Annotated in this window: 13 protein-coding genes; 6 read left to right on the forward strand and 7 right to left on the reverse strand. The window is 68.5% G+C overall.

Annotated elements, in window-relative coordinates; genetic code table 11:
* Window positions 1–4: 4 nt before the first annotated feature.
* The gene (locus ABN611_RS26095) at window positions 5–631 is read right to left on the reverse strand and encodes a DUF6308 family protein (protein WP_350274867.1); all 627 of its coding nucleotides are present in this window, start codon (window positions 629–631) and stop codon (window positions 5–7) included.
* A 214-nt stretch (window positions 632–845) separates the two neighbouring features.
* Here ABN611_RS26095 and ABN611_RS26100 point away from each other — a divergent pair, with 214 nt between their 5' ends.
* Both ABN611_RS26100 and ABN611_RS26105 read left to right on the forward strand, forming a co-directional pair.
* Window positions 846–4,982, forward strand: a complete 4,137-nt coding sequence (locus ABN611_RS26100; protein ID WP_350274868.1) for a DUF6531 domain-containing protein — start codon at window positions 846–848, stop codon at window positions 4,980–4,982.
* A gap of 2 nt (window positions 4,983–4,984) precedes the next feature.
* On the forward strand, window positions 4,985–5,341 hold the full coding sequence (locus tag ABN611_RS26105) for a hypothetical protein (protein ID WP_350274869.1): 357 nt from the start codon (window positions 4,985–4,987) through the stop codon (window positions 5,339–5,341).
* Between the two features lie 408 nt (window positions 5,342–5,749).
* Here ABN611_RS26105 and ABN611_RS26110 read toward each other — a convergent pair.
* Window positions 5,750–7,050, reverse strand: a protein-coding gene (locus ABN611_RS26110) for an IS3 family transposase (protein ID WP_350274870.1) whose coding sequence is annotated in 2 segments (ribosomal slippage) — window positions 5,750–6,771 and window positions 6,771–7,050 — 1,302 coding nt in all. Because the reading frame shifts where the segments join, the coding sequence is not laid out codon by codon here.
* 712 nt (window positions 7,051–7,762) lie between these two features.
* On the opposite strand from ABN611_RS26110, the gene ABN611_RS26115 reads away from it, so the two are divergent.
* Together ABN611_RS26115 and ABN611_RS26120 are read left to right on the forward strand one after the other, a co-directional pair.
* Window positions 7,763–8,251 carry a hypothetical protein gene (locus tag ABN611_RS26115; protein ID WP_350274871.1) on the forward strand — a complete coding sequence of 163 codons (489 nt, stop codon included), beginning with the start codon at window positions 7,763–7,765 and terminating at the stop codon, window positions 8,249–8,251.
* Between the two features lie 106 nt (window positions 8,252–8,357).
* Window positions 8,358–8,615: a MafI family immunity protein gene (locus tag ABN611_RS26120; protein ID WP_350274872.1), complete on the forward strand. Its 258-nt coding sequence runs from the start codon at window positions 8,358–8,360 to the stop codon at window positions 8,613–8,615.
* Window positions 8,616–9,013: 398 nt separating this feature from the next.
* Here ABN611_RS26120 and ABN611_RS26125 read toward each other — a convergent pair whose 3' ends face one another.
* From ABN611_RS26125 to ABN611_RS26135, 3 genes are read right to left on the reverse strand one after another with little or no spacing between them, the layout of a single operon-like run.
* The gene (locus tag ABN611_RS26125; protein ID WP_350274873.1) at window positions 9,014–9,496 is read right to left on the reverse strand and encodes a pyridoxamine 5'-phosphate oxidase family protein; all 483 of its coding nucleotides are present in this window, start codon (window positions 9,494–9,496) and stop codon (window positions 9,014–9,016) included.
* A gap of 13 nt (window positions 9,497–9,509) precedes the next feature.
* Entirely contained in the window at window positions 9,510–10,340 is an 831-nt protein-coding gene (locus ABN611_RS26130; protein WP_350274874.1) for an MBL fold metallo-hydrolase, read from the reverse strand.
* Window positions 10,340–10,930, reverse strand: coding sequence for a dihydrofolate reductase family protein (locus tag ABN611_RS26135; RefSeq protein WP_350274875.1), 591 nt, complete (start codon window positions 10,928–10,930; stop codon window positions 10,340–10,342). The genes ABN611_RS26130 and ABN611_RS26135 overlap by 1 nt, the downstream gene beginning before the upstream one ends.
* Before the next feature lie 74 nt (window positions 10,931–11,004).
* Here ABN611_RS26135 and ABN611_RS26140 point away from each other — a divergent pair, with 74 nt between their 5' ends.
* Both ABN611_RS26140 and ABN611_RS26145 read left to right on the forward strand, forming a co-directional pair.
* Window positions 11,005–11,514 carry a helix-turn-helix domain-containing protein gene (locus tag ABN611_RS26140; RefSeq protein ID WP_350274876.1) on the forward strand — a complete coding sequence of 170 codons (510 nt, stop codon included), beginning with the start codon at window positions 11,005–11,007 and terminating at the stop codon, window positions 11,512–11,514.
* A 546-nt stretch (window positions 11,515–12,060) separates the two neighbouring features.
* A complete protein-coding gene (locus tag ABN611_RS26145; RefSeq protein WP_350274877.1) occupies window positions 12,061–12,615 on the forward strand; it encodes a LysE family transporter in 555 nt (184 codons plus the stop codon).
* Here the strand turns inward: ABN611_RS26145 and ABN611_RS26150 are convergent.
* Together ABN611_RS26150 and ABN611_RS26155 are read right to left on the reverse strand one after the other, a co-directional pair.
* Window positions 12,612–16,220: a UvrD-helicase domain-containing protein gene (locus ABN611_RS26150; protein ID WP_350274878.1), complete on the reverse strand. Its 3,609-nt coding sequence runs from the start codon at window positions 16,218–16,220 to the stop codon at window positions 12,612–12,614. The two genes, ABN611_RS26145 and ABN611_RS26150, sit on opposite strands and share 4 nt — an antisense overlap.
* Window positions 16,213–19,284 carry a PD-(D/E)XK nuclease family protein gene (locus ABN611_RS26155; protein ID WP_350274879.1) on the reverse strand — a complete coding sequence of 1,024 codons (3,072 nt, stop codon included), beginning with the start codon at window positions 19,282–19,284 and terminating at the stop codon, window positions 16,213–16,215. The genes ABN611_RS26150 and ABN611_RS26155 overlap by 8 nt, the downstream gene beginning before the upstream one ends.
* Window positions 19,285–19,341: the final 57 nt, after the last annotated feature.

Here is a 19,341-nt window from a genome sequence, read left to right on the forward strand (position 1 = left end):
CTGGCTACTTGGCCTCGCCCAGCAGGGAGGCGAGGATGTCGAGGAGCCGGAGCGTGGGCACCTCGCCGAGCAGGCGGGCGGCGGACGTCGCCGGCTCCGCGATCAGCCGGACCTGCAGCAGCTTGAAGTCGCGGACGTTGGCCGGGTTCACCAGGTCGTCGCGGACGGCCTTGAGGAACTCGGCGCCGGCCGACGCGCTGCCGTAGGTCATCCGGATGAAGCTGTCGGTGACGGGGTAGAGGTACGGCCGCTTGAGGTGCAGCAGCTTGGACTTCTTCGCGTGCCCGAACCCGCGGTGCCCGGTGAACTTCTCGTCCAGCACCATCGCCGACTCGAACAGCTCGCTGCCCGGCTCGGCGTCCTCGAGGCGCGCGTCGACCGGGATCGCCGCGAGCGCCTTCTCGGCGTCCACCTCGAGCAGCCACGGGATGTCGTTGGCGCGCAGGTCGGAGCCGATCACCATCGTCCGGGCCAGGTCCTCGAGCGTGATCCGGTTCGGGTCGGAGCCGCCGACGGTGGTCATCCCCGGCAGCCCGTCGTAGTACTGCAGCACGGCGCCGTTGGTCTCGGCGTACAGCCGCAACTGCGCGATCGCCTCGTCGACGACGATCTTCCGGGTACCGATGTTCATGAGCCACACCCTCACACTCGTGGTGGCATACCCGCCAGCGGGCGGACCATCATTCGAACGTTCCTCACACTGTTTCCGCAGATCGTAGCGACTCCCGCCCGACCTGCACGCCAGGGTCACTGCCCGTTATCCACAACCCGTAATCATCCGACCCGCGACCGCACCCAACTCCGTAAACTCTCTGTCACCACCCCACGACTGAACGGAGGCGGCCGTGCGGCACCGGCTTCTCGCGCTCGTCCTGGCTGTCCTCCTGCTGGTGCCGCTCACACCGGTCGCGGAGGCGGCGCCGCCGGACGCGTACTCGTGCCTGCACGCGGACATGTCCGTCTCCGCCGACGGCGTGGCGTTGAGCACCGGCACGGAGATCGCCAACGACGGCGGCATGGCGCACGCCGGGACCGGCGTCACCCTGACGTTCCAAGCTCGCACGTTCAATCCGCCGATCGATTTGTGCTACCTGCGCATCACGGACGCCCGCACGTGGCAGATCGGCCACTGGCCATGTGAGAACGTGCCGAAGCCGAAGCCGGCGCGGACCCAGTCGCTGAGCTGGTCGGTCTCGGTGCCGCTCGACTGCAAGTTCGTCGGCTCGCCGAATCTGCTGTCCGTCACCCTGACGAACGGCAAGGGCTCGGCCGGGGCTTCGGTGATGATCTACGCCGGCGCGCCCGGCTTCGCGCTGCCGGACAAACAGGCCCGGGCATTCTTCGGGCCTTTCGCGATGCAGTCCGACCCGGTCAACTCGCTGACCGGCGCTTTGACCGCCGTCGCCACGGACGCCTCGGTGACGGCTGTCGGCGTCCCGCTCACGGTGACGCGGACCTACAACTCGAACGACGAATCCACTGGTCCGCTCGGGGCCGGCTGGCGGTTGTCGTACTCCGATCGTCTGGAGCTGTCGCCGACCGGTGCGCGGTATCACGCGTCAGACGGACGGGAGATCGGGTTCCTGCGGAAGGGCACTGCGTTTGCCGTGGAGCCAGGGGCCGCGAGGTTCACGCTCGCACGGGCGGGCTCGACCTATGTACTGACGAGCGTCGATCAAGTGCGAATGCTGTTCTCCGCTGCCGGCGAGTTGCAGGCGATCCGGGACCGAAATGGTCAGGGTGTGACGATCGAGCGGGTCGAGGGACGGGTCCGCACGGTCACCAACGGTCGGCGGTCGCTGTCCTACGACTACGACGGCGAGGGGCAGGTCGTGTCGGCGCGGTTGTCGGGGCCTGGCGTCGCGCCGCGGACCGTGCGGTACGAGTACTCGGACGGGCGGCTGACCGGCGTGACGTCGCCAGGTGGGATCCGGACGCGGTACGAGTACGCCGACGGGCGGCTCCGGTCGGAGACCGTGGGCGACGCGGCGGTGCCGTCGTACGTCACGGAGTACGACGAGAGCGGGCGGGTCGTCGCGCAGACGGACGGCAAGGGTGGTCGATCCACCTGGTCGTGGCAGACCGAGGGCATTCGCGGGACGTCGACGATGACCGATCCGACCGGCGGGAAGTGGCTCAACGAGTACGAGCGGGGCTGGCTGATCCGGCAGACGGATCCGACCGGCACCACGGCGACGTTCCATTACGATGCCGACGGCAACCTCATCCGCGTCTTCGACACGCTGGGGCATGGCGCGCGGCACGAGTATGACGCATTCGGGCGGGTCGTCGCGTCGACGGACGCGCTGGGAGCGGTGAGCCGACGGTCGTACAACGCGCGGAACGATGTTGTCGCCACAGTGGATCCGCTCGGGCGGCGAACGACGTACAGCTATGACGCCCGCGGCAACCTGACTGGTACGTCGTACTTCGGTCGCTCCTCGTCTGTCAGCTACGACGCGCGTGGTCTGGTCACGGCGTCGCGCGATCCGCTCGGTCGTGTCACGCAGTACGCGTACTCCGTCGACGGCGATCTGGTGCGCGTCACGGATCCGCTGCGGCAGGTCACGCGGATCGAGTACGACGGGTGGGGCCGACCGGTCAAGGTGACGTCTCCGCGTGGTGCGGTCAGCACGGCCACGTACAACGACGACGACCAGCCACTCGAGCAACGCGGTGCGCTCGACGTGTCCACGCGGCAGACGTACGACGCCCAGGGCCGCGTGTCGACACTGGTCGACTCGCGCGGCGGCGTCACCCGGCTGCGGTACGACGAGACCGGCGCCGTGGTCGGCGTCACGAGACCGTCGTTGCCCGAGGCCACCACGACGTACGACGGCTCCGGCCGGGTCACGAAGACCGTCGACGCGAGCGGCCGCGAGCAGACCTTCGTCTATGACGGCGCCGGGCGCACGACCTCCACGACGTACGGCGGCCGCACCTGGAAGTTCTCGTACGACAAGTCCGGCCGTCTTGTGCGCACGACGCTGCCGTCGGGGAAGACCGCGTCGTTCGTACTGGATGCGCGTGGTGCGCCGCTGCGGATCACCTACTCCGACAAGACGCCGGCCGTGAGCTACACCTGGGACGCCGCCGGCCGCCGTACGTCGATGACCGACGAGCTGGGCGCCACCCGTTTCGGCTACGACTCCTTCGACCAGTTGATCTCAACCGGCGGCACCGTCACCTACCGCTGGGACGCAGTCGGCAACCTCACCGGCCGGACCGCCGCGGGCCGGACGGAGTCGTACACCTGGGACGCCGTCAACCGACTGTCCTCCGCCATGGCCGACGGCAAGCCGCTGGCCTCCTACCGCTACGACCTGTCCCGCGGCACGATCACGACAACGCAGCCCGGCGGACTGGTCAAGACCGAGCGATTCGATCTCCGCGGCCGCGCGACCTCGATGTCCATCACCCAGAACGGCCGCCCGCTCCGCACGATCACCTCGACGTACGACACCGCCGACAACGTCACGCGCTCTGACGACTCCGCCGCTGGCAAGTCGTCGTACACCTACGACCCCCTGAACCGCCTCACCGGGACGTGCTACGGCGTCGACACCTGCACGGACGAAGCGCGCGACTACATCCGCTACGCCTACGACGCCAACAACAACCGCACCTGGGAGCAGCGCCCCACCGGCAGCACCTGGTCCCTCTACGGCGCCGGCAACGAGCTGCTGGCCTCCATCACGGCCCCCGCCACCTACCCCCGCACCCCACCAACCACCCGCGCCTACACCTACGACCCAGACGGCAACCTCACTGGCGACGGCACAACGACGTACACCTGGTCCGCCGCCGGCAAACCCCGCACCTCAACCACCGCCGGCACCACCACGACCTACACCCACACCGGCGACGGCCGCCGAGCCACCTCCACCACAGGCAAGCAATCCACGCGCTACCTCTGGGACCCCCTCTCACCCCAAATCCTCAGCACCACAGGCGAAGCCCCCACCACCCGCTACCTCTACGGCGCCGGCCTCCTAGCCCAACAAACCCCTACAGCCCTCACGCCGCTCACCACAAACCCGAACGGCTCCATCCTCACCACAACCCCCACCAAGCCGACCCACCACGACTACGAGCCCTACGGCCAAACCCGAGCCGGCCCTGGAACTTCAACCACAACCCCCGGCTACATCGGAGGCCTCCACCTCCCGAACGGCAACTACCTACTAGGCCAACGCGAATACAACCCGAACACCGGCACCTTCCTGACCCCAGACCAGGCCGGCTCCACCAACCCCTACGCCTACACGACGGGCAACCCCCTAAAATCCACAGACCTCCAAGGCCTGAACGGCATCGAGGGCACCCTCACCGACGTCTCCCACATCTCCGCCTACATCTCCACCGGAGCCCTGGCAGGCGCCGTAATCTGCACCCTCGCCCGCCCCTGCGCCCCCGCAGTCCCCATCCTCCTCCAACTCTCCTCCGCCACCGGAGTCCTCTCCGCCGGCACAGCCGGCATCCTCGACTCCCAAGCCTGCGTCCTAAAAGGCAACTGCTCCCAACTAGCAGCCGACATCTCCGTAGCCCTCGTCGCCAGCCGCTTCCCAGCCTTGGCGCGTGGCGGCGCCAGGCTTCCTGCCGGGGTGCAGAGCGTTTCGCCGTACACAATCCGGTTCAGTCAGACCACGGTGAATGGAGCAGGCGACATCGTCGCCAGCATGCGGGCCAACGGCTGGGTCGGTGACCCCATCGACGTCGTTCGGATGCGCGACGGCAACCTGACGACGGTCGACAACACCAGGGTTCTCTCGGCGGCGTTGAGCGGTATCAACGTGCATGTTCGGGTTCACGAATTTGATAGCGTGCTGCCCGCTCATCTCGCCGAACGGTTCGCGGATCGTAAAGGCGCATTGCCAACGACGTGGGGCGGAGCCGTTGTGAACCGCATCAACAACCAGAGCTCGAAGTATCGCAACCAGTACCCGCTGGGGTCGCCGTTCACCGGTTGGAAAGGAAACTGACCATGGGATATCTCCTCGGCCTGTCCGATGTCCCGGATGGTTTCGCGTACCCTGCGTCGTTCATCCGTGTGGTCGAGCTTGGCTTGGTTGATCTGGAGCCTTGGCGGATTCTCGAGGGCGATTCGCTACATGCCCGCTACAGGGGACTGGCAGCACGCTATCCCCAGCGCCGGCTGGTGCCCTTCGCGCGGCGTCAGGACAACGATGACGTGGCTTGCTGGCAAGCCGGTGCGCGGGAGGTGCTGATCATCCACGACTTCGACGATTCCGGTCGCGAGCTTCGGGAAACGCTGCCGTCTTTTTACGCCTGGCTGCGGCGTGCGATCGATGACTTGATCGAATTCGAACCTGACGACTGACCCGCGGGGAGACGCTTCTTGGGACCTCACCTACTTGAGGAGATGCAGCATGTCAGCGGGAGACCGGGTTGTTGAACCCTGATGAGGAACTCCGGCGTGTGCTGCACGCTGGCCCTACTGCAGCGCTGGAGGCAGGTGTCCAGTTGTCCGCGGAGTCGCCTGACAGCAAGATCCTCCTGGCACGGTGCCGTGAGGTGATGATGACGATCATCCTGAAGCACGGAGCGGATGAGTGGCCGGGCCTCAAAGGCTGGCAGGCGGAGCTACCCGAGTGGTTCGTCTTGGCATGTGCGCCGGAGAAGACTGCGGCGGAGGAGCAGGCTGAGTTGACGTGGTGGCGGAGCCTGTCGCCCGACGAGCAGGTAGCAGCGGATGAGTTGAACCGCCCCGGATTTCGTGGAGGCTCGGCTACGTGGTTCCGGCCTCTGTGAGGGCGGGGATTTCACTGTAGTGGTTGGCTTCGAACTCGGCGGGTGGGATGTGGCCGATCTCGCCGTGCAGGCGTCGGTGGTTGAACCAGTCGACGTACTCGGCGACGGCGATCTCGACGTCGGCCACGCTCTTCCAGCCTCCGATCGGACGGATGACGGGGTTGCGGATGAGCTCGGCCTTGAACAGCGAGTTGAACGCCTCGGCCATCGCATTGTCGTAGCTGTCGCCCTTGCTGCCGACGCTCGCGACGGCGTCGGCCTCGGCGAGCCGCTCGGTGTAGCGGACAGCGCGGTATTGCACTCCGCGGTCGCTGTGATGGATCAGCCCGCCGACGTCGTGGCCGGCTCGCTGCCGGGCCCACAGTCCCATGTCGAGGGCGTCCAGGGCCAGGTCGGTGCGCAGGCTGGTCGAGACCTGCCAGCCCACCACCGGGCGGGAGAACACGTCGATCACGAACGCGGTGTAAACCCACCCGGAGTGGGTGCGGATGTAGGTCAGGTCCGCCACCCACAACTGGTTGGGAGCCTCGGCGACGAACCGCCGCTCGACCAGATCGGCCGGCCGCGGTGTCTCAGCCCTCTCGGTCTGCGTGGTCTTGCGGGTCTTGTCCCGCCTGATGCCCCGCAGGCCCTCGGCGCGCATCAGCCGCTCGACGGTGCACCGGGCGACTTCGATACCGCGCCGGTTCAGTTCGGCGTGGACCTTCCGCGCACCGTAGACACCCAGGTTGTCCGTGTGCACCTGGCGGATCGCCGAGACCAGTTCGGCGTCCCTGACCGCCCGGGCAGACGGCGGCCTGCTCTTGGCGGCGTAGTAGGTGCTCGGGGCAATCTTGATCCCAGCAGCCGCCAGGACCTGACAGATCGGCTCGACCCCGAACCGGTCGCGGTGCCGGTCGATGAACTCGACCAGCACCGCCACCGGAACCCGCGTTACTCCACCGGCTGCTTCGCCGGCTACTTGATCTTGCGGTCGAGCTCCGCCGCCGCGAAAAAAGCCGACGCCGTCTTGAGAATCTCGTTGGCCCGCCGAAGCTCACGGTTCTCCCGCTCCAGCTGCGCGATCCGATCCGCGTCGCTGGTCGTGGTCCCCGCACGCGTCCCCTCATCGATCTCGGCCTGCCGGACCCACCCCCGCAACGTCTCACGGTGCACACCGAGCTGCTCCGCGATCCGCGGGATCGCCCCCGCCCTCGTCGCCGGGTCCTTCCGCGCGTCCACCACCATCCGAGTGGCCCGCTCACGCAACTCGTCGCCGTACTTCCTCGGTGCTGCCATAACTCTCATCCTCCATGGATTGAGAGCCTCCATCAGACCCGGGGCGATTCAAGTCGGCGCGTTGGTCACTCTCCGACTGGTTGTGGTGGCTCGAGCCAGAGAACCGGACGTGGTACTGGCTCGGGTCTGAAACAGTCGACCCGCAGCACCTCGTGGTCTACGTCGACACAGATGGTGCGCCCTCACCAACCGGTGCACTGCACTGGCTCCTTACAGCCGCTGGCGCGATCAACATCGAAGAGACGCCATAGGCGGCCACCGATGATGATGACGAGTACGAAACGATCCGATGACGCAGTAATCGATGCGCACACCGTGGAGCCGTTGTCCGAACCTGGCGGTGCCATCGACCATGAATCTCGACGCGGGTTGCACTCTTCGGGGGACTAAATGACGGATCCAACTGCGTCCCGGATCGAAGTACTGCTGTCGTTTCAGCGCGCCCTGTGGGATTTGGTCACTCCCAACCTCAGACGTATTCGCCGTTCGTCCCACCTTCCCGCTGATCGAGGCACGGTTCATCTACGGCGCTGTCGCCGTACCGCCTGATCAGCCACGTGAACTCCTGGAAGGCGAGGAATGGGCGTACCGGCGACGCGGGACGACCCGGAGCGCGGCGACCGTCCGCGCGACGACTGATACGCGAGAGACTTTCTCAACACGTAGCCAGAGCTCATGGACGACGGGGTCAGAACCAAGTGGAAGGCATCAGGTGACGGCAATTCGGGCTCGGGACGCACTCGTCGTCGTTGACGGCGATGAGGTCCCGGGCATCACGATCTATGGGCTCGCCGGTCGCGGTCGTCGGCAGGCGGCCGCGTTTCCACGACAGGTATGGATCGGCGAGCCAGGCGTCGACGCGTTCCTTCTTCGAGGGGACGCGTGGGAGATCCTGTCCTGGGATGTGCCGATCATCGTGTGGCCGACGGGTGAGTACTTCACTGCAGCCGTGCGGGACTCACTCGCCGCGCGGATTGGTGCGGGATGCTCCGTGGCATGGGTCGGCGCGGAAGGTCTCCCGTTCTGCGATCCACCTGAGTTGTTCAATCCGACCTGCATGTCGGGCGGCGTGTTGGCGTGGATGACAGCCGGCGGCCAGTTCGAATGCGCCCTGGACCCGGACCGACCACTCTCGCCCGCTTCAGACCGTCTGTTGTCGAGCCTGAGGCAGTACGCCCAGGGACTCGCGGACGTCACCTAGCTGGGGGGAGACGAGATCGTGCGTGATGGTGAAGTGTCCCGCCACATGGTTTCGTCCGTGTCGCGGTACGTCGTACCGCGACGACGCATGGTTGGGAGCCGACCCAATGAACTGGGATGAGCTGAATGGCAAGCTCCGTCGAGTGGTGCCGGAGCTGGCGCCGGGGTTGCCTGTGTCGGAGGTGCAGGACATCTGTGAGTACGTCGACCACGACGAGCCCGGCCTTGCGTTCGAGATGCTCTGCACCCAGTTGTACGAGCACGACGCCGGCATCCGGTCGGAGACTGTCGCGAGGCTTGCAGAGCTGGGAGTCGCGATGGGGTTGGATCCACGCCAATGGCAGATGCTGAGGGTCAGTCCATGAGGTCTTCGCCGGCCGGACGGCGCAGATCGGCGGTTGGCCAGAATAAGGGAGTTCAACCTGGATCCGAATCCCGCCCCGTCGCCAGTGCGGCCGGCGGCCAAACCTGCAGAGCTGCGGATCTCGACCTGCGGGTCTCGCAGTGTTGGCGGACTTGCTCCAGGCCGTTCTCGAGCAGTCGAGGAGCGGCTGTTCCGCGCTTGGCTCGGCATGCTCGAGCTTCATCCGCCGCGTCAGCGTCGCGCTCGGAGCAGTTGACCCCGAGCTCGCGCTGGCCGTTGCGCTGAGGACAGGTTCATCGTCGGCCGCACCCGACCTCGCCCGCACGTGGTTCGCGACCCCGGGCAACCGCCGCGATCCACGCCGAGCCGCCCGTCCAGGATGCGACGTCGTACGAGAGGCTATGGGAGGTCGACTCGGAGGCGGGTGTCTACGTTCTTCTTGTTGGCGGGGTCTTTGCCTCGGAGGTGGATCTCGTGGGTTTGGGCGGTGGCTCGGTAGAGCCTCAAGTCGGCGTCACCGGTTAGCTCGTGGGGAGTGAAGGCTCGGGCGCCTCGGCGTTCGGAGTCGGTGAAGGCTGTGGGGCAGGTGGCTTCGAGTTCCTCGTCGGGGACTTGTTCGGCGGTTGCCGAGATGTAGACGGCGTCCTTGTCCTCGACGGGCGGTTTGTCGCCGTCGAAGATCACCAGGGAGACCTTGGGGCGGGCGGTCAGGTTGCGTGAGTGTTGGGCGTCGGGGGAGGACACCCAGTAGAACGTGCGGGCGTCGGTGTGGGTGAAAAAGACGGGGGAGAGGCGGGCGGTTCCGTCTGGTTCGGTGGTGCCGAGGACCATGTAGCGATTGCGCTCGAGTGCACGCCGTACGGAGGCTACGGGGTCGTCCATCGTGCGGCCCTTCCTAGGCGGGGTCGGTGTCCTTGGTTCGGCCGGCGAGGCGGTGGAGTTGGCCCTCGTGTACGTCGCTGACCCACTCCCAGTCGGGCTTCGCCGACGACCCGATCCGCGGGTCGTCGGGAGCTCGGCCGTCGCGCAAGGCCTGCACGTATGCGCGGTCCTGGTCGATTCTGGCGCGCAGTTGGTTGGCGCCGCCGACGGAGCCGTGACCCGGTACGACGACGTCGACCTCGCCGGCTACGGCATCGAACAGTTGAAGCGCCGCAAGGTAGTCGTCGAGCGGATCCGCCGTGCCGCTCAGGTCGAACATCGGAATCAGTACGTCGGACAGCATGTCGCCGGCGACCAGAACCCGGCGTTCCTCGATCAGCAGGGCGGCATGGCCCGGCGCGTGGGCACGGTGCTCGATGATCCGTACGGTGGGGCCGTCCCACGGAATCTGCGCGGCGCCGGCGGGCAGACCGGTGATGAGGCCTAGCAGTTCGAGCGGTACCTGCCCGGCGATCTCCGGCGGAAGGTGCTCGTCGATCCGCGCCTTCGCGTCGGGGTCGGACAGTTCATCGCGGATGGCAGCCGCACAGCGTTCGGTGCCGTACCGAGGCGGCGAGCCGAGGCTCTCCTGCCACAGCACATGATCCCAGTCCGGATGCGTCGAGAAGCCCGCGACTATCGGTTGGCCTAGCGCGCGTATGTCGTTCGCGAGGCAGTCGATCTCGGTGCCTGTGATTCCCGGGTCGATGAGCAACACGCCGGATCGGCCCTGCACCACAACGGCGTTGCTCTGCACGAACTCGCTCTCGTGGACCAGCACGCCCTCTGCGACCTGCGTCAGCATCAGCTCGCCTCCTTGACGTCGCCGATGGAGTAGCGATGCATCGTGACGCCGGATCCGAACGAACGCTGCTCGAGCAGGTCGAGATCGATCGGTACGTCGTAATCGTCGAACAGCGGCCTGCCGAAGCCGAGGATCGAGGGATGCGTCCAGAGCATCAACTCGTCGAGGAGCCCTGCCCGGAGCAGCTGCGTGGCCAGCGTCGCGCCGCCCACACCGATCAGGCCGTCGGTGTCGGCGCGCAAGACCGCGAGCTGCTCGATCGCGTCGTCGCCGCCGATGATCCGGGTGTTGTGTTCGGCCGTTCGGCGGGTGCGGGAGACGAGGACCTTGGGCTTGGCGGTCCAGATCTCGCCGAACTCACGCAGGAAGTCCGGCAGCGTGGCGTCCTCGCGGGACCGCGGCCAGAACTCCTCCATGACCTCGTAGAAGACCCGGCCGTGAACCAGCAGCGCGGCGGCTTCGGCCTGGGCGTTGGCCGCGCGGTGCAGTTCCTCGTCGATGCGCAACCACTCGCCGGCGCCGTTGTCCCCCGGTACTTGCTCGATTCGCAGGTCGAGGGACACCTGCATCGAGTACACGAAGCGGCCCATCAGCTCATCTCCCCCATAGTGCTTGCATTTCGCAATCACTATAGTGTGCACGAACTGCCTGTCAAGGAGGAGTCGTGGAACCACGGTCCGGGTGCCCGATCAACGCCGCCGTCGAGGTGTTCGGGGATCGCTGGTCGATGCTCGTACTCCGCGACATCATCTTCGGCGACCGCCGCTTCTTCCGGGCGCTGCTCACCGGGTCGCCCGAGGGCATCGCGTCGAACATCCTCGCCGACCGGCTCGTACGGCTCGTCGAAGCCGGCATCCTCACTCGCGGTACTGCGGCGCGGGGGCAACGCGCGCGCTACAGCCTGACGGAGGCCGGCATCCAGACCCTCCCGATCCTGTACGCCCTCGGGAACTGGGGTCTCGACTGGCGCTCCGGGAGCCCCGAACTTCGGGTGCGGCAGCAGCTCATGCGCGACGGAGGACCGGCGTTCCTCGAGGAACTCATGGACGAGCTCCGCGCCCGGCACCTCGACGCAAAGCCGAAGCCATACGACGGCCCAAGCCCGCTCGAGCGCCTCGACGCCGCGTACGCCGCGGCCGCGGAGAACGGCGAGGCAGAGCAGCCCTCCAGCTAGCACCGGAGCCCGGCCGGCGGGTAGGTGGCCGGGCTGGTACTGGAGCACGGCTGGCGCTGGAGCCTGCGCGGTGGCGGAGTCGTTCGGCCGGCACCGGAGGTGAGCTCGTGCTGGAGCGCGGCTGGCGTCGGGGACGGTGGGTGAGGAGTGGCTTGGGTGGTGCAGGACTGCGGCCGTGCTTGTAGGCGGGCGGTGGTCGAGCCGCGTGTAGAGCGTCGCTGGTGCCGGCGCCGGTGGGCTGGGGTGTCGCTCGAGTGGTGTTGAGCGTGGCTGGTGTTCGAGGGTGGCTGGTGTGGAGTCGGTCGGGTGGTGGAGGTTGTTGTTGGGGGCAAGTGGTAATTGGGTTGAGTGGGGGTTGGGTGGTGTTCATGATGGGCGCATGATGATGACTGCCTTTGGGGTGTTGCTGGTTGGATCTGTGGCCTTGGTGGCTCGGGTTCAGCAGCAGGGTGGTCGTTGTGGGGGGTCGATGCCCGGTCAGTTGTGATCGAGGTGGTGGTCGCCGGGCTGTTGGCTGGGTATGGGGTTGCTATGCCGGTCGGGCCTGTGGGGACCTATTTGGTGGCGTTGACGGCGCGGAGTTCCTGGCGGATCGGGGCGTTTGCGGCGTTGGGTGTTGCGTCGGCTGATGGGCTGTACGCGGCGGTGGCCGCGGGTGCCGGGTCGGTGTTGGCTCCGTTGTTGGTGCCGGTTGTCGAGCCGTTGCGGTGGGCCTCGGTCGTGGTGCTGGTCGGGCTCGCGGTGATGGGGGCGGTCCGAGCGGTACGGCGATATCGCGAGCGGCGGATCGTCACGCTGCAGCAGGAGATGCCGATCGGCGCGTGGACGGCGTACTTCGGGATGCTCGGGATGACCATGCTCAACCCGTGGACCGTGATCTACTTCGCCGCGTTGGTGCTCGGCGGGTCGGAGATTGCGGGCGTTGCGGAGCGGATCGTGTTCGTGGTCGCGGCGTTCGTGGCGTCGGCCAGTTGGCAACTGTTGCTGGCCGGCGGTGGTGCGTTGCTCGGGCGGTTGCTGACCGGTCCTACGGGGCGGTTGGTGACTGCGCTCGCGTCGTCGGCGGTCATCGTAGTGCTGGCGGTCCGGATTGTTGCCTAGGGCACCTGGCGTTCGATGGCGCCGGCCGGGTTGAGGAACAGCAGGATCGGCGGTGCGGTGTTGGGCAGAATCTCGGCGTACGCGCGGAGCTGTGGGGCGTAGTACGCGACGCGACTGTCCAGCGCCGTGGCCGGGATGACGTCGGTCTTGTAGTCGACGATGGTGAGGCGGCCGTCGTCCTCGCGGTAGATGAGGTCGACGAAGCCTTCGAGGACGGTGCCGTCGGGTTGCAGCGTGCCGACGTACGACTCGCGCCAGTGTTCGCGGGCGGCGGCTCGTTGTACGACGTCGGAGGCGAGGGCCGAGCGGGCGAGGGCGGTGACCACATCGGCGTACTCGAGGACGCCTTCGGCGAGGCACTGGGTGGCGACGGCGGGTTCGAGGCCGGCGCCGGTGGTGAGGTCGACGACTTGGAGTACGGCGTGCACGGCGCGGCCGATCGCGGTGCCGTAGCGGCCCTTGGACCACGGCGGGAGTTCCAGGTCGCGGGCGGCCTTCGCGGTGCCCGGGTCAATATGCGCGACGGATCCAGCGTCGGCGTCAGGCGCGCCTGCCGGGGCGGCGGTGGGCCCGGTGAGGGCGAGTTCGGGGTCGGTGCCTTCGAGGCCGGAGGCGGATTGGGCTGAGGGGGTCCGGCTGGCGGATTGGGCCGCGGTGGCGCGGGTTTCCCATTCGCTGCGGGGGATCGGCGGAGTGACGTCGGGGCCGGCGGTGGGTTCGCGGTCGGGGACCGGTGGGCTGGTGAACAGCGTGACATGCGGTGCTTCGACGCCGCCGGCGGTGGCGAGGAGCTCGGCGTTGCTTGTGTGGCGGCGGTTGCCGGAGCGGTGCAGGGAGACGACGAGGTGGTCGCGGGCGCGGGTCGCGGCGACGTACAGCAGGCGGCGGCGTTCGTAGTCGTCCATCTGCTCGTCGACCGGTTGTACCAGGTCGAAGTCCTCGGTCTGCACCGACGACTTGAGTTTGACGGCGTATCCGCCGGACTGCGGCCACAGCACCTGGACGCCGCGCTGGCGGTTCGGGGAGGCGGTCATGCCGGACAGGATCACGATCGGGAACTCGAGCCCCTTCGCGGCGTGGATCGTCATCACCCGCACCGCGTCGGCATCGGTCTCGGGCAGGACGGCCTCGGCGACTCGGGAGGTTTCCTCGCCCTGGTGGGCGGCCCAGGCGAGGTACGAGCGGAGGCCGCCGTGCTCGACCTCGGACCAGGCGCGGGCCTGGTCGACGACGAACCGGATGCGGCGCCAGGCGTCGCGGGCGCGCGGTCCGATCGCGGCGACCTCGAGCATCCGCCGGTCGGCGACGATCTTCGCGAGGACCTCGCTGGGGGTGAGCCAGCGCGCGGCGTAGTACGTGCGGCGGAGCCACTCCATCGCATCGGCGACCGGGTGGGTGAGGAGCTGGTCTGGGACCGGGGCGGTCAGGAGGAATCTGCCGCCGTTGACCTTCCAGGTGTAGAGGTCGTCGTCGCCGCAGCCGAACAGCGGGGAGCGGAGCGTGGTGACGAGCGCGAGTTGGTCGCTCGGGTCGCCGAGCGCGCGGGCGCACGCGAGCAGGTCGCGGACCTCGGCGGTCTGGTAGACGAGGGAGCTGGCTTCGGCGCGGTACGGGATGTCGGCGCGGTCGAGGGCGTCCTCGAGGAAGGGGAGTGAGGTGCGGGCGGGGACGAGTACGGCGATGTCGCCGGCCTCGGCGCGGCGCCAGGTTTCGGTGCGGTCGTCGTACACCAGCCAGCCGTCGCGCAGGGCTTCTTCGATTACGGAGGCGACGTCGGTGGCTTCGCGCTCGCGGAGGACGGAGGCTTGAGCGCGGGGGAGGTCGTTGTGCGGCTCGGCGCCGAGGATGGTGACGGCGGGGCCGGCTGATGGGTCTTCTGGGGTGTCGGTCGGGGGTTCTTCCAGCGGTACGTCGATCGCGTCGGTGCGGCGGCGGAACGGGAGGACGGCGGCGAGATCGCCGAGCTGGTCGTCGTCGCCCGCGGTGGCTGTCGAGTCGGTCGAGGTGCCGTAGTCGGTTGAGTCGGTCGTGTCGTCGTCGAAGAGGCTCGGTTCGTCGAAGATCGAGAGCTGGTCGCCCTTGACGGGCTCAGCAGGTTGCTCAGAGGGCGTGCGGGACGCGGCTCCGGAGCCTGAGCGGCTGGAGTTGGTGGCGGGGTCGGAGGTGGTTGGGCCAGGGGTGGTGGCTGGGACGGCGGGTGTTGTGGGGGTGGTGCGGTGGGGGGAGAGGGACTGGTAGGAGGGTTGGGCGGATTCCTGCGGCTGGATCAGGGTGGCGAAGACGGTGTTGATCCAGTGGAGGATCGGGGGGACGGTGCGGAAGTTCGTGGTCAGGGCGACGGTTTCGCCGAGGAGGTCCTGGGCCGTCAGGTACGTCGCGATGTTGGCGCGGCGGAAGCGGTAGATCGACTGTTTCGGGTCGCCGACGACGAACAGCCGGCCCTCGGGGACCTCGAGGTCGCGCCAGTCGGCGGCATCAGCCTCGGCACCGCCCGCGATCCGGACCGCGAGCTCGATCTGGATCGGGTCCGTGTCCTGGAACTCGTCCAGCAGCAGCCGCTCGTACCGCTCCTGCAGGTCCGCGCGCACGTCCGCGTCCCGCCGGAGCAGATCGCGGGCGAGCACCAGCAGGTCGTGGAACTCGAGCCGCCCGTCGGCACGCCGCAGCTCCGCCGACTCCAGCACCCGCTCCGCGATCCAGTGCGAAAGATGCCGCAGGCAAGCATCGAGCAACAGCTCGACGAGGGACGCCGCGACGTCCACGACCTCGGTGCAGTCCGCGCGCACCTTGGCGATGTCCGGCCAGTTCTCCTTGCGTCCGATCCGCCCCACCTTGAGCCCGCGGAACGTGTGCAGGATCGCGAGCTGCGTCTCCTGGTCGGACGCCGCGTCCAGCATCACGCCGAGCTCGCGAATCTGCTGGACCTTCGGCAGCAACCTGTCCTCGGGGTCCAGGCAGGACTCGGCCAGCCCGCCGATCTGCGCGGCCGCGGCCACCAGACCGGTCAGGTCCGGCATCGCCACCAGCTCCGGCGGCTCGACGAGCACCCGGTCCGCGATCAGGTCCCAGTCGTTGCCGAACAGCCGGGCAAGCGACCGGAGATGCTTCAACTCGACCCCGACCGCCATCGCGAGCAGCAGCGGCTCGGCGATCGAGTCGTCGTCCAGCAACTGCTGCTGCAACTCGGCCCAGCGTTCCTCGAAGGCGACCGAGGAACCGACCTCGTCCAGTACGTCGATCAGCGGCGGCAGCCCCGCCTCGATCGGATGTGCCAGCAGAATCTGCTGCGCGAACGAATGCAGCGTCCCGATCGACGCCGAGTCCAGGTCGTCCAGCGCCGCGTCGGCGAGCTGCCCGACCTCAGTCCGCCGCGCCTTCTCGAACTCGACCCGCAACCGGTCCCGCAGCTCCGCCCCGGCCTTCTCGGTGAACGTCACAGCAGCGATCGTCCGCAGCGGTACGCCGTCCCGCAGCACGAGCGTACGCACCCGCTCGACGAGCGCATGGGTCTTGCCCGACCCGGCGCCGGCCTCGACGAAGAGGGTGCTGTCGGTGTCGGAGCGGATCCGGTCCCGGGCCGGAGCGTCGAGCAGTTGTTCACTCATCGGCGGGCTCCAGTGCGGTCGGGTCGATCAGCCGGACCAGGCGCTCGAGCACCGGGTCGTGGCGCTTGCGGTCCCAGCGCGCCCGGACCTCGCTGTGGCCGAGACCGTCGGGGTTGCAGTACGGGCACTGCACCCACAGGAAGTCCGGGACCTCGGGCGCCTTCGGCGGGAAGTACCCGGCCGCGATCGAGGACACGATCACGTCGAGCGTGTCGACGTACCGTGCCTCGACCTCCGGGGTGAGCGGGACCGGGATCCGCTTGCCGCCGCGCCGGACGAACCAGTACGACGCCTCGACCGGTGTGGACGGTTCGCCCAGGCGGGCGCGGGCGGCGTACGCGTACACCGGCAGTTGCAGCTTCGTGCCGCCGGCGACCGGGTCGGTCTCGATGCCTTCGTACCGCGAGAAGCCGCCGGTCTTCACGTCGGTGACGTAGATCGTCCCGTCCTCGCCGAGGTCGACCTTGTCCGCCGAGCCGCGCAACCGGACCCGCCCGGACGGCACCGGGATCTCCACCGGCGGCTCGCCGTCGAACCCGAACCGCAGCTCGCTCGCGACGACCGACGCGGACCGCTCGGCGCGCCACCGGTCGTCGTCGGTGAGCAGCACCATCAGGTCGCCGAGGATCCGCATCCGCTCGCGCTGCCACAACCGCGGATGACCCGTCAGCCCCTCGGCCTCGAACTGGTCCGCGAGATCCGCGCCGATCGCGAGCAGCAGCGACCGTTGCTCGTCCGTCCACGGCTCGCCGTACCCCGGCAGCGAACCGGACAGCCGCTGCACGAACGCGTCCAGGCTGTTGTGGATCAGATTCCCGATCTGGACCGGCGAGATGACGAGCAGATCCTCCGGCGCCTCCAGCGGCTCCACCTGCAACAGACGCTCCACGAAGTACGCGTGCGGGCACGTCGCATAGGACTCGAGCGAGGTCGGCGACGCGATCCGGTCCTCAACAGCAAAGGCAGGAAGTCCTGACACCCCCGACAAGTCCCCGTCGAACCGAGTGAACGCGTTCGAGGCGCGTCCGCGCAGCAGCTCCCGCGCACGCACCAGGACGCCGTCGTGCACCCACAACCGCGCCGCGGCGGCGCGGGTCTGCCACTCCTGCTCGGTCGCCGGCATCGTTGCCGTGGTCAACGAACCGGCGTACGACGCCGACGTCCGCAGCACGTTCTCGTACCGGTCCCACTGCGTCGCCGGCAACGCATGATCACCCGTCAGCTCGCGCAATGACCCAAGCAACCAGCGCGTCGGCAGCCGCCGCGACGACCGTCGCAGATCGCCGCGCGGGAACGACGCCACCACCCGCGCCCCCGCGGAGAACGCGACCAGGAGATGCCGCTGCTTCTCGTCCAACCGGTCCCGGAACGACGCCAGCTCGGGCGCCGCGGCCTCACGCACCCGGTGGGGGAGCAGCGCGTCCTCGTGCACCCGCCCCGGATACAGATCCTCCGACAGCCCCACGACGTACACGATGTCGGCCGCCAACCCGACGCTCGCCGACAGCGGCGCCACCAGCACTCCGGTACCGAAGGTGCCGACCCGAGGCAGTGACTGCTGCAACTCGAGATCCAGTACGTCACGCAACACCGCCAGGCCGGCCGGCGTACCGAGCTCGTCCAGCGTCGACAACCCGGTCAACGATCCCTCGACCGCGGCCGCGGCGTACTGCTCCTCGATCGGCAGCGACGAGTAGTCCCCGAGCAGATCATGGAACAGCCGCAGCACCCCGGCGGAAAGCTCCGCCCAGGCGTCGAGCTTCGCAAGCTCGTCCAACCGCCGCCGCAGCGTGGAAGCGAACGCATGCAGCCGCTCGGCCATCGTCGCGTTGTACTGCGCGCGCCGCACGGCGGCCGGCCGCGGATCCTCGGCCGCCTCCTCCTGATCCGCCGTCCGCCGCTCGGACTCGGCGTACCGCGCGAGCCGCGTGTCCCAGTCGTCGCCGCGCACCACCCCGGCCGCCCGCGACATCCGCTCCCACTGCGGCACCGGGATCCGCTCGCCGGCGAAGTCCCTGGTCGGGGCGTTCGCCAGCGCGCGGAACACATCCGCCCGCGGCAAGTCCTGATCGACGAGCGCCAGTACTTCGAGCAGCGTCCGCGCGATCGCGCGCTCGTGCACTGGACGCGTGCCCGGACCGTTGACCTGGATCTTCGCGGCGCCGAGGTGTTCGTGCAGGAGTCGCGCGTACGGCGAGGCAGCGGCGTACAGCACCGCGATGCGCTGCGCGGGCGTGTGCTCCAGCGCCGCCACGACGTCGCGGACCACGCACCGCACCTCGTCGTCGGCGTCGGACGCGTTCAGGATCTCGGTCGCGACCGGGTAGTTCTTCGAGATCGACGGCGGCAGGTCGATCCCGATCCGCGTGAGCGACCGCCGCACCGCCCGGTCGGCCCGCCGTACGTCGGTCAGGCCGACGATCACCGTCAGATCGGCCGCGGCGCCGCCGAGCGCGGCCACGAACGCGGCCTGGGACTGCGTCAGCTCCTGCGGCAGGTACAGCACCAGAGCGCCCAGTTCGTGCACTGTGGCAGGCGATGCCGCGATCCGCTCCGCGGCGGCCCGGAGCAGGTCGGTCTCGTCGTACCAGTCGGAAGCGAGCTCGGCGGTGACATGGCGGTGCAGGCGGATCAGGTCGGGGCCGAGCGCCGAGGCGTGCGCGACGTTGTCGAGCGCGGGGTCGGTGAGGTCGCGGAGCTCGCGATGGGCTGAGGCAAGCGCTTGGATGGTCGACGGATGCCCGGCGACCTCCTCGAAGATCCCGGGCGCCTTCGCCAGCGCCGCTCGCCAGGTGGCGGCCACGATCGGACGGGTCGCGGGACGTCGCGGCGCGAGCTGTCCGGCGGCGATCTGCTCGGCGAGCCGCTCCAGCGTCGCCAGGTACAGACCGCCGATCGTGGAGCGGGCCAGATGCCGCCGGGCGACGACGCCGGCCAGGTTGTTCGGCAGCAGCAGCGTGACAGGCGTCATCGGATCGTCGGCCTTGAGGCGCGTGACGACGGCCTCCAGGCGCTCCAGAGCCGCGGCGCCGTACGCCGTGCTCTCGATCCGGGTGCTGCTCACCTCGAACCCCCGATCTGATGACTGTCAACGGAGACGGTAGACCCTGCCACAGACAGA

Source organism: Kribbella sp. HUAS MG21, assembly GCF_040254265.1.
GTDB lineage: Bacteria > Actinomycetota > Actinomycetes > Propionibacteriales > Kribbellaceae > Kribbella.